At 44.7% G+C, this 14279-nt stretch carries 12 protein-coding genes; 6 read left to right on the top strand and 6 right to left on the bottom strand.

All coding sequences use genetic code 11. From position 1 onward, the window contains the following. Positions 1–73 precede the first annotated feature (73 nt). Together trpR and sltY are read right to left on the bottom strand one after the other, a co-directional pair. Positions 74–367 carry a trp operon repressor gene (gene trpR / locus AC3CID_RS02635; RefSeq protein ID WP_017084809.1) on the bottom strand — a complete coding sequence of 98 codons (294 nt, stop codon included), beginning with the start codon at positions 365–367 and terminating at the stop codon, positions 74–76. A gap of 172 nt (positions 368–539) precedes the next feature. Then, positions 540–2489 (bottom strand): murein transglycosylase, encoded by a 1950-nt coding sequence (sltY, locus tag AC3CID_RS02630; RefSeq protein ID WP_488526907.1) that lies wholly within the window; start codon positions 2487–2489, stop codon positions 540–542. A gap of 264 nt (positions 2490–2753) precedes the next feature. On the opposite strand from sltY, the gene ettA reads away from it, so the two are divergent. The 3 genes from ettA (at position 2754) to AC3CID_RS02615 (ending at position 5939) form a co-directional block, all read left to right on the top strand. Then, the gene (gene ettA / locus AC3CID_RS02625; RefSeq protein ID WP_017110510.1) at positions 2754–4421 is read left to right on the top strand and encodes an energy-dependent translational throttle protein EttA; all 1668 of its coding nucleotides are present in this window, start codon (positions 2754–2756) and stop codon (positions 4419–4421) included. Between the two features lie 90 nt (positions 4422–4511). Beyond that, positions 4512–4880, top strand: a complete 369-nt coding sequence (locus tag AC3CID_RS02620; protein ID WP_065105649.1) for a PilZ domain-containing protein — start codon at positions 4512–4514, stop codon at positions 4878–4880. Positions 4881–4928: 48 nt separating this feature from the next. After that, positions 4929–5939 (top strand): M23 family metallopeptidase, encoded by a 1011-nt coding sequence (locus AC3CID_RS02615; RefSeq protein WP_488526906.1) that lies wholly within the window; start codon positions 4929–4931, stop codon positions 5937–5939. A gap of 163 nt (positions 5940–6102) precedes the next feature. On the opposite strand, the gene tyrA is transcribed toward AC3CID_RS02615, so the two are convergent. The 3 genes from tyrA to nagZ all read right to left on the bottom strand — a co-directional run bounded on the left by tyrA (position 6103) and on the right by nagZ (position 9657). After that, a complete protein-coding gene (gene tyrA / locus AC3CID_RS02610) occupies positions 6103–7230 on the bottom strand; it encodes a bifunctional chorismate mutase/prephenate dehydrogenase (protein WP_017072892.1) in 1128 nt (375 codons plus the stop codon). 117 nt (positions 7231–7347) lie between these two features. Further along, positions 7348–8421 carry a 3-deoxy-7-phosphoheptulonate synthase gene (locus tag AC3CID_RS02605; RefSeq protein ID WP_017087557.1) on the bottom strand — a complete coding sequence of 358 codons (1074 nt, stop codon included), beginning with the start codon at positions 8419–8421 and terminating at the stop codon, positions 7348–7350. Positions 8422–8667: 246 nt separating this feature from the next. After that, complete coding sequence (nagZ, locus tag AC3CID_RS02600; protein WP_488526905.1) at positions 8668–9657, bottom strand: beta-N-acetylhexosaminidase; 990 nt, start codon at positions 9655–9657, stop codon at positions 8668–8670. 121 nt (positions 9658–9778) lie between these two features. Here nagZ and AC3CID_RS02595 point away from each other — a divergent pair, with 121 nt between their 5' ends. Both AC3CID_RS02595 and murQ read left to right on the top strand, forming a co-directional pair. Then, the gene (locus AC3CID_RS02595; protein ID WP_488526904.1) at positions 9779–10894 is read left to right on the top strand and encodes an anhydro-N-acetylmuramic acid kinase; all 1116 of its coding nucleotides are present in this window, start codon (positions 9779–9781) and stop codon (positions 10892–10894) included. Between the two features lie 45 nt (positions 10895–10939). Continuing rightward, the gene (gene murQ / locus AC3CID_RS02590; protein ID WP_428785683.1) at positions 10940–11860 is read left to right on the top strand and encodes an N-acetylmuramic acid 6-phosphate etherase; all 921 of its coding nucleotides are present in this window, start codon (positions 10940–10942) and stop codon (positions 11858–11860) included. 108 nt (positions 11861–11968) lie between these two features. On the opposite strand, the gene AC3CID_RS02585 is transcribed toward murQ, so the two are convergent. Next, positions 11969–12319, bottom strand: coding sequence for a DUF2799 domain-containing protein (locus tag AC3CID_RS02585; protein ID WP_017091341.1), 351 nt, complete (start codon positions 12317–12319; stop codon positions 11969–11971). Positions 12320–12571: 252 nt separating this feature from the next. On the opposite strand from AC3CID_RS02585, the gene AC3CID_RS02580 reads away from it, so the two are divergent. Continuing rightward, positions 12572–14062: a carbon starvation CstA family protein gene (locus AC3CID_RS02580; RefSeq protein WP_017077728.1), complete on the top strand. Its 1491-nt coding sequence runs from the start codon at positions 12572–12574 to the stop codon at positions 14060–14062. Positions 14063–14279: the final 217 nt, after the last annotated feature.

The following is a 14279-nucleotide window of genomic DNA, read 5'->3' as shown; positions in this document are numbered from 1 at the left end:
CGGGATAAAAACAAAAAACGCTAACCTATGGTTAGCGTTTTTATCAAGTTCTTAAGGCTTACTGTTTAAATGCTTACTTGAGTAACAGCTCTGCAATTGCCGCTTTCTCTTGCTCAGATTTAGCCTTTAGCTCATTAGAGCCTCGCGTGATCGTAGCCACACCCACACCTAACATTTGGCTCACCTGTCTTTGTGACATGTCCCCTTTCATGAGTTCACAAAGAATATTCACTCGAGCGACCAAAGCGTCTCGCTCATCAGGTGTCATCATCATGGTCAACAACAGTTCATGCTGATCTTTCTCAGCCGCTGTTTTTACCAAATCCATTAGTTGTTGCCAATTCTCATATTCAGGTTGTGATGCCATATCTCTACACTTACTTTTAAATTTTGGCTTGAAGTAGCCGCTTAATGATTGAAAGCGTTTAACACTTTATACCGAAACACTTGCTTTGATCCAATGTAAAAAGGCAGCAAGTGGAACTGGTTCGCACTCACTGCCTTTAATATTACTCAGTTTCGGAGAAAGTACCGACCCCTTAGTATTTCGTTTCGGCCTCATGGGGCGCTAAAAACACCCCTTTCTCGCCCAAGATATCTCGATAGTAGGTCTCAAACATCAAGATATTCTGAACGTAACCACGAGTCTCTTTGAATGGAATCATTTCGATAAAAGCAAATGCATCGAGCTTTTCATCGCTGCGTGAACGCCATTGTTTCACACGACTCGGGCCTGCATTATAAGCAGCAAATGCAAAAATACGGTTGTTATCATATTGAGCTAATAGGCCATCTAGATAGTGGCTACCAATCTCAATGTTCTTGCCGACATCATAAAGATCATCGCTGTCCTGGTACTTAATCTTATGTTTTTTAGCCGTATATTGCGCCGTCTTTGGCATAATTTGCATGATGCCACGCGCGCCAACTGGAGAGCGAGCCTCTGAATCCATCGCACTCTCTTGCCTCGCTAAAGACATTAAGGTAATCGGGTCTATATCGTGCTTTTCTGCGTAGAAGTTAAACCACCACTTATGAGCAACAGGAAAGCGTAAAGCGATGTTGTCCCACATCTTCGCAGAGATGCTCGCAGTCACTGTAAAGTGGTTCCAACGCTGCGTCGCAGCATGAGCGGCAAGCATTGATTTCTGATCTTTATCAGCATTGGTTAACAACCAACGCCATTCACTCTTCGCTGCCGCAATTTTATCTCGGTCAATCAGCTCGCCGATTCGAACCAAAGAAGTCTCAAATGGCTTTACTGTTTCAGCGTTGTATTTGAGTGTCGATGTTGGGTACTGAACTGGCTTACCTAACTGCTTAGCCGCAGCCACACTGTAGAAATTACGCTGACCCAAGATATCTGACAGTCGTTTGTTACCCTTAGCAGTATCACCGAGTGCTATCTCTGCTCTACCCTGCCAATACTGCCAGCGAAGCGAAGCCTGATGCTTATCATCTAAGCGCGCTATCCACTCTTTCAAGCCAGTCCAATCTGCATGCTGAATAGCTAAACGAGCACGTCTTTCCAACAAGACTTGCTTTGATGAACTCTCGAGCATTTTGTCTCGCCACGCCATCAACTCTTCAGAGTCGGTATTGATCAAGCGGAACGTTAGGTAGTCCGCTAGCTCTTGGGATTTTTCTTTCGAAAACTTTTGAGCTTTCACAACATCATCAAAAACCTCTTGAGCGCTGCTTGCTGATTTCCTTGCTAGCTTCTCGAAACCAAATTCGGTTTGAGCTTGATAGAATTCATTCGCAGGGTGCTTCTTAGCAAACGCGAGCACATTTTCAGGCTTGTTGTACAGCGCCTTCATCTGCTTAGCTTGAGCAATTGACTCATCATGATCTAATTGCTTAATCAGATAGGTCATCAGCTTACCGTTACGGCCTTCAAACGCTAACAGCATCCTTTCGAGGATCAGGTCATCCGTTCTTAGACCGGCTTTATCCCATCCTTCAAAAAGTGGATCACAAGCGTCATCAACACCACTGCCACTTAACCAAAGCTGTTTCGCCCCTTTAAAGGCGATCTCTTGATTACCTTGCTCATAATGCGCTCGATAATAGATACATTGGTATTTTTCACCAACTGGCTCTTGGGTCTGAAATTCAAGGATCGTTTGCCATTGCTTTTGAGAGGCCAATGAATCTAAGTAAGGTGCGCGCATACGATTCGAAAATGGCAGCGCTTTACTCTCTTCAATAAAAGCATCGACTTCAACAGGTGTGCGATCACCTAGGCCTATGAGAAAGGCACGATAATCCGTGTAAGGCGTTAACGGATATGTTTGAATTTTGTTACGTAGCGCAGAGTAAGCTTCTAGATCACGGTTGTCTAAAACCTCTTGCGCTCTGTCATAAACATCACGCTGCATTTCAAGCTCGGAGGCATTGCTAGCCATAACCATCGGAGCCAGTGAAAATGAAGACAAAATTGCCGATGCAGCCACAGCAATTTTCGTATTACCAATGCGGAAAAACATTCGCTCTTTCCTTAGTGCGTGTATGAATACGTGAAGTCTATTTACGCCCGACATCACATCAAATGTAAAGAGTTTGAGTGTAAATATTATTAATATTTAACACTTCGCCTCAGAAGCTTATTAAATATAGTTTTAATGACCAATGTGACAATAATAGGTAAGGATTAGTTCAAGAATGGCTTTTCTGTCCTAGGAGTAACATCTTTGGGGATATTGGTATAAAATAGCCGACAATTTTGAACAATAAATTAGGATCGATCGGCAATGGCTGAATACGTATATACCATGTCTCGGGTGAGCAAAACTGTTCCACCTAAGCGTCAAATTCTTAAAGACATTTCTCTTAGCTTTTTTCCTGGCGCTAAAATCGGTGTTTTGGGTCTAAATGGTTCAGGTAAATCTACCCTACTACGTATCATGGCTGGTATTGATACTGATATTGATGGTGAAGCTCGTGCACAACAAGGTCTTAAAGTCGGTTACCTACCGCAAGAGCCTGTACTAGACGAATCAAAAACAGTTCGTGAAATCGTAGAAGAAGCGGTTTCTGATGTTGCAGACGCGCTTAAGCGTATCGATGCAGTTTACGCAGCTTACGCAGAACCAGATGCAGATTTTGACGCTCTTGCTAAAGAACAAGGCGAGCTTGAAGCGCTGATCCAAGCAAAAGACGGTCACAACCTAGAGACAGCTCTAGAGCGCGCAGCTGACGCACTTCGTCTTCCTGAGTGGGATGCGAAAATCGAATTCCTATCAGGTGGTGAACGTCGTCGTGTTGCGATCTGTCGTCTACTTCTAGAGAAGCCAGACATGCTGCTTCTTGATGAACCAACCAACCACTTGGATGCAGAATCAGTTGCTTGGCTTGAGCACTTCCTTGTTGATTACAGCGGTACTGTTGTGGCAATTACCCACGACCGTTACTTCTTAGATAACGCTGCTGGCTGGATTCTTGAGCTTGACCGTGGTGAAGGTATTCCATGGGAAGGTAACTACACATCTTGGCTAGAGCAGAAAGATGAGCGTCTGAAACAAGAAAAATCAGGCGAAAGCGCACGTCAAAAGACTATTGAGAAAGAACTTGAGTGGGTGCGTCAGAATCCTAAAGGCCGTCAGGCTAAGTCTAAAGCTCGTATGGCTCGTTTTGAAGAACTAACGACTGGCCAATACCAGAAGCGTAACGAAACCAACGAACTGTTCATCCCGCCAGGCGAGCGTTTAGGTGACAAGGTACTTGAAGTTAAGAACCTAACTAAGTCATTTGGTGATCGCGTTCTTATCGATGACCTATCGTTCAGCATGCCTAAAGGCGCTATCGTCGGTATCGTGGGTGCCAACGGTGCAGGTAAATCAACACTATTCAAGATGCTAAGCGGCGCAGAACAGCCAGATTCAGGTACAGTTGAACTAGGCGAAACGGTTAAGCTTGCTTCTGTTGATCAGTTCCGTGACAGCATGGATGACACCAAAACAGTATTCCAAGAGATCTCTGAAGGCGCTGATATCATTAAGATCAACAACTTCGAAATCCCTGCTCGTGCATACTGCTCTCGCTTCAACTTCAAAGGCAACGACCAACAGAAAATCATCGGTCAGCTTTCTGGTGGTGAACGTAACCGTGTTCACCTAGCGAAACTGCTAAAAGCGGGCGGTAACGTACTGCTACTCGATGAGCCAACCAATGACCTTGATGTCGAAACTCTACGAGCACTTGAAGAAGCGCTGCTTGAGTTCCCTGGCTGTGCAATGGTTATCTCGCATGACCGTTGGTTCCTTGACCGTATTGCGACCCATATCTTAGACTACCGTGATGAAGGTCAAGTTAACTTCTACGAAGGTAACTATACTGAGTACACAGAGTGGCTGAAGAAGACTCTGGGTGCACAAGCGGCTGAACCGCACCGTATCAAGTACAAGCGTATTACTAAGTAAATTAGCTTGTATTTTGAACAAAGGCCGCGATAATAGCGGCCTTTGATATATCTGGCTTACTATTTACCTATTGATATAGAGAAATTACCTATGCTTGAAAGACGTCAATTTTCACGAGTTATTTATCAAGTCCCGACTGAGATCTCACAAGGACAAGTAAATGTATCAGGCTCAGTGCAAGACTTATCTCTCCATGGTTTACTCATTCAATGTGATAAATGGCAGCAACTCAGCCACGATGCTCCTGTTCAAGTCAGCTTTAAGCTCACCAACAGTGATATCAATATTCAGTTAGAAGCAACGATAGTCTCTACCATCAATACCTCAATGCGTTTACGCATAGAGCATTTAGATATTGATAGTATTAGCCACCTTAAGCGCCTTGTTGAGCTTAATGTCGGCGACGATGAACTGCTTTATAGAGAGATTGAACACCTTACCGATTTAGGTCAGGAATAATATCTCCATTACCTTTTTCTATTAGAAGCATTTAGTTAATACAGAACCATGTCTAAAAAAATTTCCATTACTATTCCCTCTAACAATGGGGAACAGACGTTTTACTTCGGCCGAAAAGCCGTGCTCATGTGCACCACTGCGATTTTTTCAGTGCCGCTGTTAATTGGCGGAGCTGCATACATGCATTTCGAAGGTAAACAAGAGCTCGCAATGCAAGCGGGCGACGCACAACAGTTGATTGAAACGCTGATTGTTGAAAAAGAGCAAACCGAGTTTCTTTACGCTGAGCAGGTAGAAACCAATCACTCGTTATCACAAACACTCACCGAGAAAGAAGGCACCATTCAACTGCTTGGTAAACGTGTATTCGATGTGGAATCAGTACTTGGCCTTGCCGATGAAGAGCTGCTTACCGATGATGTCTCTTTAGAAGATCGCATTGATGCGGCTGCGGTAGATTCAGCAGTAAGAGCGACGATGTTCCGTTTGATTCCAAACGACAGTCCTATGGCTTATCAACGTATATCTTCTTCTTATGGTAGCCGCACTAACCCTATTTCAGGTAAACGCCATGTACATACTGGTATCGATCTGACATGTAAGCGTGGTGAAGATATTGTCGCGCCTGCAGATGGAGTCATTGAAACGGTACGCCCAAGTAAAAAAGGCTTCGGTAACTTTATTACTATGCGTCACTCGTTCGGCTTCATGAGTTCTTACGCGCACCTACAAAAATTCAAAGTTCGCAGCGGTCAGTTTGTTAGTAAAGGTGATGTGATTGCGAGTTGTGGTAACTCAGGTAACTCAACCGGGCCACACCTGCATTATGAAGTACGCTTCCTTGGTCGCTCACTAAATCCGCAATACCTAATGGATTGGACACCAGAAAACTTCAACTACGTGTTCGAGAAAGAGAAAAAGGTTAAGTGGGGTCCACTGGTTCAGCTGATTGATAATGTGGTTCGCTTGCAGATCAACCTGACGAATGTGCCTTACATTAGCTCGACCATCGACACCGTATCAAGTGAAGATACTAAAAAGCCTATCGCGACTAACTAGTTATTAGCTGTTGGTTATTAGCTATTGATTATTAGGGCCAGTTGATTTGGCCTATGATGATCTAATTGCTTTTAGCCTACTGTAGGCCAACTACTTTTAGTCCTGAATTAGATAAAAAAAGAGCGACCATCAGGTCGCTCTTTTTTATAATTTCAAACCAAGGTTAACCTCGGTGAATCGAGTCATGTGCTTGTTTTAAAAGATTTTGGCTCTCTTGCAAGAACTGCTGTGAGTAGTCACCAAACCAATCACTGACTTGATTAAAGCTATCAACAAACTTGGCTTTATCTTTCCCATCCAAGATTTCTAATGCTTCGCCGAAACGACTGTGGAAACGTCGAATCATCTCAATATTCTCATCCGAAGAAAGAATAATATCACCGTATAAGTTCGGGTCTTGAGCAAACAGACGGCCAACCATCGCAATCTCCAGTCGGTAGATTGGCGAACTTAGCTTCAGAAGCTGATCAATGTTTGGATTTTCTTTACTCAGGTGCAAGCCGTAAGCAAAAGAGGTGAAGTGACGAAGTGCTTGAATCAGAGTCATGCCGTGATCGTGTTCCGCGGCATCCATCTGACAAAGGCTCGCGCCCCAAATACCAAATTGATTCAGCAACCATTGGTAGCTTTCAGAACCACGTCCATCACTGTAAACAATCACTTGTTTCGCAAGGCTTGGAACGTCAGGACCAAACATTGGGTGTAATCCAACCACAGGGCCTTGGTGCATGTTCATCATGGCTTGTAGAGGCTTTGATTTAATCGACGTCAAATCACAAAGAATACAATCGCTTGGTAGGTTCCCCAGCTTCGCAATCACACCTTCCGTTAGGTGAATTGGAACCGTAACAACCACAAGGCCGGCATTATCTAAGATCTCATCGGCTTTATCCCAATCTTGGCTGCCAAGGATTTTCACTTCGTAGCCAGAAAGCTTGAACATACGGCCAAACAGACCACCAAGTTGACCATTACCACCAACGATAACCACTGAACGTAACTCTGGGTTAAGGCACTTAAAACCAGAATCTTTTTCACTGGCATAAGACTCACGCATCGTACGACGCAAAATATCTTCGATTAACTGCGGTGGAACCCCTATTTTCTCGGCTTCTTGACGACGAGACGCCAGCATCGCAGCTTCGCGCTCTGGTACATAAATAGGTAAACCATGTTCACTTTTTACTTCTCCGACTTTCTCTACTAGAGCCAGTCGTTGAGCCAGTAAATCCAACATTTGTTTATCGACAGCATCGATTTGGTCGCGTAATTCGTTCAGTTCAACGGCCATTTTATTCCTTACTAATCTATAAGCCCGTGCTAATCTAAAAGCCCGCACTGATGCAGGTTCGTTAGCAACAGATCTTAAAATGCCCCATTAGATGAGGCACTTAAATTTAAACTCTGACTAACCTTTCAAGCGGTTCTCTAAGAACGGGACTAATTCCGTATGTGCATGTTTCAATAGTGCCTCAGTTGAATCCCAATTGATACACGCGTCGGTAATAGATACCCCGTATTTCATCTCATTGAGAGGTATATCTGAAGATTGGTTTCCTTCGTTAATATGGCTCTCAATCATCAGGCCGATAATCGACTTATTACCTTCACGAATCTGATGGATGACATCTTCAGCCACCAGCGGTTGGCGACGGAAATCTTTACGAGAGTTCGCATGGCTACAGTCAACCATTAGTGCCGCCTCTAAGCCAGACTTACCCAGCTCTTGCTCACATTCGTGTACAGATACTGAATCGTAGTTCGTCTGCTTACCGCCACGTAAAATTACGTGACCATTTGGGTTACCTTGCGTCGTGAGTAGTGCGACTTGACCTTCACGGCTGATACCCATGAAACGGTGGCTAGAAGAAGCCGCCTGCATTGCATTGATTGCAGTACCTAGATTGCCATCCGTACCATTCTTAAAGCCGATTGGCATTGAAAGACCACTCGCCATTTCGCGGTGGGTTTGTGACTCAGTCGTACGAGCGCCGATTGCTGCCCAGCTGAATGTATCTGCTAGGTATTGCGGGCTAATTGGATCTAGCGCTTCTGTCGCTAGTGGAATTTCCATCTCAGCGAGTTCAACAAGTAGCTCACGACCAACATGCAGACCATGCTCAATATCGAAAGTGCCATCTAGGTGAGGGTCATTGATCAAGCCTTTCCAACCAACAGTGGTACGAGGCTTCTCAAAGTAAACACGCATTACAATATACAGTTGGTCGCTAAGCTGCTCAGATAAAGCTTTTAAGCGTTTCGCGTATTCTTTCGCAGCTTCAATATCATGGATAGAACATGGGCCACATACTACAAGCATGCGATGATCTTTCTTATGAATGATATTTGCTATAGTTTCACGAGACTCTTGAATGAAACGACGAGCATTATCACTCAAAGGCAGTTTTGCTTTTAACTCCTCTGGAGTAATCAGTACCTGTTCGTCGATGATATTGACATTGCTTAATTCACTTTTCTGCATAACTCAACCTGTATATTTATTTTTACACCCAACATTTCCATTTGGGCTAACAATCTTTAAAAACACAATAACAGCTACAAAAACGATTGCAAGTGTAAACAATAAAAAACATTTACTGTAAAATTAAATTTACACACCCTCTTTAATTCACTCTGATACACAAACCAGTTTAAACCTCGCCCCACACATACAAAAAAGGCGATATTTCTCATATCGCCTTCTTCAAACTTATAGAGTGTTTATTTATCACCCAGCGTTTAACATTCGCTTAATTTGCTCTGAGGCCTTTTTCCATCGACTGTCCGAGTGAAGAGTCGGTAAGTCAAAGCTGTGCTTTTTAAGCAATGAGTTGGCTAAAGGCACCTTTTGAATAGCTAAGTGATCAAGAGCTTCAATTTGTGCATCTCGTTTATTACACATCAACACCATGTCACACCCCGCATTCAGAGCAGCCTTCGCTCTGTCGGCAGGGCCGCCCATAATCGCAGCGCCTTCCATGGTTAAGTCATCAGAGAAAATTAGACCTTTAAACCCAAGTTGCTGTCTTAATACTTTCTTCAGCCAATATTCAGAGCCACTCGCTGGCTGGTCATCATAGTGAGAAAAAACCACGTGCGCAGGCATCATCGCATCTAATATTCCAGCTTCAATTTGAGCCTTGAAAATGGCCATGTCAGTTTCAAAGATGTCGTCTCTAGGATCGTAAGGCGTTTCAAGGTGTGAGTCAGCAATCACGCCGCCGTGTCCTGGGAAGTGCTTCCCTGTTGTCGCCATGCCAACCGATTTCATGCCCTTAATAAAAGCACTGCTGTGGCGAACAATGGTATCAATATCTTCACCAAACGCTCGGCTACCAATCGCTTTACAGTCGTGACCTTTATCTAATACAGGCGCAAAGCTAAGATCGATACCATGGGCAATCAATTCCGCCGCCATCAACCAACCGGCTTGTTCTGCTAACTGCTCACCATTATTCTTAGTCGCGAATTCTTGAGCGGCAGGGATAATTGAAAATCCATCGCGGAAGCGCTGAACTCGGCCACCTTCTTGGTCAACACCAATCAAAATAGGACGTTTCGCTACCTTGCGGATCTCTTTGTTTAACGCCGAAAGCTGTTTGCTATCGTGGTAGTTTCGAGCAAATAAGATGAGACCACCAACGGTTGGATGCTCTAAAATTTCTCTGTCTTCAGCTGTTAGCTCATAGCCCGCAACATCTACCCACAACGGTCCCATATTTATCCCTTATTAAACCTAATTTCATAAACTTCCCGAGATTATTCTCTTTAAATTTGCTTTACAATGTTTTTAAACCAATCTGTGGAAGACTTTAAGAATGCAGGGCAAGAGCTTAGGAATGGATCATAAAGAACTGTATATCGGTGTGATGTCGGGAACGAGTATGGACGGCGTTGATACAGCGTTAGTCTCGATTGAAGACGAGAGCATTACATTACTGGCTCATGATGAGTTCCCGATGCCAGATGGTCTCAAAGCCCGTCTGCTTGAAGTTTGTATTGGTCAGAAAACGGATTTGATTGATATTGGTGAACTAGACCACCAGCTTGGTCATCTATTTGCTGATGCAGTTCTGCAACTTCTCGATAAGTCAGGTACACCTGCATCCTCTGTGAGTGCGATTGGTAATCATGGTCAAACGGTATTCCATCAGCCAACAGGTGATTCGCCATTTACCATGCAGCTGGGCGATGCCAATATCATTGCCGCGAAAACAGAGATACAAACCGTCGCCGACTTCAGACGCAAAGACATGGCGCTTGGCGGGCAAGGTGCGCCACTAGTACCAGCGTTTCACCATACGATCTTTCACCCGCAAGACAGCTCGGTTGTGGTGTTGAATATTGGTGGTATATCGAATATTTCAGTGCTGCGCCCGAATCAGCCAACTCTTGGTTATGATACTGGCCCGGGCAATATGTTGATGGACGCTTGGGTAGATAAACACACGGGTGAGAAGTTTGACCGTGATGCACGGTTCGCGCTAAAAGGCCAACTCAATCAAGCCTTACTCGAACAGATGTTGAACGAATCTTATCTATCTCAAATGCCACCGAAAAGCACCGGCAGAGAGCTATTTAATCTACCGTGGCTAGAGCAACAATTAACAGAATTTAAAGATCTTGCAGCAGAAGATGTTCAGCGCACGCTTTGTGAATACACCGCATTGACGATAGCCAATGAAGTGGAGACTTATCGCCTGGGTAACCAACCTGCACTGTATGTGTGTGGCGGTGGTACGAGAAATCCATTGTTGATGAAGAGACTGTCTGAACTGCTTCCTAGCTGGGAGGTTGAGTCGACGACCACTAAAGGCGTTGATGCCGATTACATGGAAGCGATGGCCTTTGCTTGGCTTGCTCAACGTCATGTTCATCAACTGCCAAGTAATTTACCAGAAGTGACTGGCGCAAGTAGACCTGCCTCTCTAGGCGTTCTATATCGTGCTGACTAAACAACTTTAGAACCACCATTTTAGAATCACCATTTAAGGATCATTATGAGTAACGACGCTCTCATATCAGCGCTCTCGCACCTCGTTTCGGAGGGGAGAAACCCTGACACTATGGATATTGATCTGCTCACCTCTCTCGAAGTGGTTGAAAAGATTAACCAACAAGACAAACAGGTTCCACTGGCGATCGAAGCGGAACTGCCCCAGATAGCGAAAGCGGTTGATAAGATCGCTCACGCTTTTCAAAACGGTGGTCGACTGATTTATATGGGTGCAGGCACCAGTGGCCGACTAGGTGTTTTAGATGCCTCAGAATGCCCTCCGACTTTTGGCGTTTCAGACAAGATGGTTATCGGCCTCATCGCTGGCGGACCCGAAGCGATTTTAAAAGCCAAAGAAGGCGCTGAAGACTCGCTGACTCTCGGTATTGAAGATCTGAATGCAATTCAGTTTTCAGAAAATGATGTCGTGGTAGGTATCGCGGCTAGTGGCCGCACACCTTACGTAATTGGTGCACTAAACTACGCCAATCAGATTGGCGCGGTGACGGTTGCGCTGTCTTGTAACCCTGGCTCTCCGATTGCTGAGATTGCTCAAATCGCGATAAGCCCAGTGGTTGGCCCGGAAGCATTGACTGGCTCAACACGCCTCAAATCAGGTACGGCGCAAAAATTAGTGCTAAATATGCTAACGACTGCCAGCATGATTCGTATCGGTAAGAGCTACCAAAATCTGATGGTCGACGTAAAAGCAACCAATGAAAAATTGGTTGCCCGCGCTGCTCGTATCGTTATCCAAGCGACGGAGTGTGATAAAGCCCTTGCAGTTTCGACACTTAAAACCACCGATTATGATGTAAAACTGTCTATTTTGATGATTCTGACAGGGCTGGGGTTAGAATCAGCTAAGGCTCAACTTGATCAACAAAATGGTTTCTTGAGAAAAGCGGTCGAGAATAATCAGTAATCTTAATTTGGTTTGTAGCTTCTCATTTAGACAGCTACTTTAACGACATACAAAAGACCAGTACACATGCGGCACTGGTCTTTTTATTTTCTAATCGCTAGTTTGAGCTTAGTAGTCGTTAGAAAACTCATCCCAGCCGCGCTGCCATTCCATACGGAAACGTTGAGCGTCTTCCGTACCTGAACAAACGCCTTCATAAACCTGGCCAGATAAGCCAATTTGATAAGCATGGTTTGGGTTGCAGTATTCAGCAACACCTAGATAGTAACCTTTGCTGTAGCTTGATTGGTCTACCGTTCCAAGCTTAGTCATCTCTTGGTAAGAACGTTGAGTGTTACCTTTGATCCCGTCACGATAGCCAATCTCTTGCCAATTGCCTTCGGCCGCTAAATCTTGAACATTGGCGCTGCATCCTGCAAGGCTAAATGCCACGGCGAATAGTGCTATTATTTTTTTCATTTCAATCCTTTATATTGTTACTTCACCACTTCCTGACGAAGCGCTGCCATTGTGGCGATTCTCCGCTGAACACGTACTGATGTCCACTCATTGTCTATTGTTGTCCTCTTCAGCAAGAGAACAAACCGCTCAATCAGTTATAACACCACTTAATTAGCTATTCGACCACTCACTCTCATAGCGGAAGTTTCTTCTCATACACTCCTTTAATATACACCCTGACTTAATTAATACATTCAGGGATAACAAATTATGATGTGGTTTCTTACCTGTGTTGCAGCACTCATTGGTGGCTACTTTATTTACGGTGCCTTTATCGAGAAGATTTTCGGTATCAATGAAAAGCGTCAAACACCAGCTCATACTAAGCAAGACGGCGTGGACTTCGTTCCAATGTCGACGCCAAAGGTTTACCTAGTTCAACTGCTTAACATTGCAGGTGTAGGTCCAATCTTCGGCCCTATCATGGGTGCCCTTTACGGCCCAGCAGCAATGCTTTGGATCGTGCTAGGTTGTATCTTCGCAGGTGCCGTACACGACTACTTCTCAGGTATGTTATCTATCCGCAATGGTGGCGCTTCGGTTCCAACCATCACTGGACGTTACCTAGGCAATGGCGCAAAACACTTTATGAACATCTTTGCCATTGTTCTACTGCTTCTGGTTGGTGTGGTATTCGTTTCTGCTCCAGCAGGCATGATCACTAACCTAGTGAACGACCAAACTGATTTCGTGATGTCTACCAGCACTATGGTTGTCATCATCTTTGCTTACTACATCATCGCAACGATTGTCCCTGTCGATAAAATCATTGGTCGCTTCTACCCACTGTTCGGTGCACTACTTATCTTTATGTCTGTTGGCCTAATCACTGCGATTGGTCTATCTGACGAGCACCAAATCATGGGTGGCTTCGAGATGAAAGACATGTTCACCAACATGAACCCGAATGACCTACCACTTTGGCCTGCTCTATTCATCACTATCGCATGTGGTGCTATTTCTGGCTTCCACGCAACTCAGTCTCCTTTGATGGCGCGTTGTATGGAAAACGAGAAGAACGGTCGCTTCGTATTCTACGGTGCAATGATTGGTGAAGGCATCATCGCTCTAATCTGGTGTGCACTTGCTCTGTCGTTCTTCGGTTCTGTTGAGTCTTTGTCTGACGCGATTGCAAACGGCGGCCCAGGTAACGTGGTATACAGCGCTTCATTTGGTCTATTGGGTGTGTTCGGCGGTATCCTTGCTTTCCTTGGCGTGGTTATCCTACCTATCACTTCTGGTGATACAGCGTTCCGTTCAAGCCGTCTTATCCTTGCTGAATACTTCAACATGGAACAGAAGACACTGCGTAACCGCCTACTGATGGCTCTACCACTGTTCGTTATCGGTGGCATCCTGACTCAAGTAGACTTCGGCATCATCTGGCGCTACTTCGGTTTTGCTAACCAATCAACAGCAGTCATGATGCTATGGACAGCTTCGGCTTACCTACTTCGTCACAATAAACTACACTGGGTAACAACGGTTCCAGCTGTGTTCATGACATCTGTGTGTATCACATTTATCCTCAACAACAGCCAACTGGGCTTCGGTCTACCAATGCAGCTTTCAACCATCATCGGCGTGGTGAGTGCATTCGGAATTGCGGCTTACGTTATCAAAATTTCAAAAGGCAAAGGCGATATCGACCTTGCTGATGAAGAAGAAAAAGAAGCAAAAGGCGTCACCAAAACCGCCTAGTTCTTTCAGACTCTTGAGAACAAGAGACACGTCTTCATAGAGAGACGAAAGAACAAGCCAAACACACTTCGCTTGCTCCCGTAATCACCCAGTGATTCGTGGAAATTATGACTAAAGCCCGTCCTCTGTGATGGGCTTTACTGTATCTCAGCATTAGTACATCAATATTGGTATCTCCGCCCGACAAGCAATCGTCACTCGATATAACCAACGAAAA

The organism is Vibrio sp. QJM3NY_21, assembly GCF_057785975.1.
This window is presented reverse-complemented; position numbering and strand designations above follow the sequence as displayed.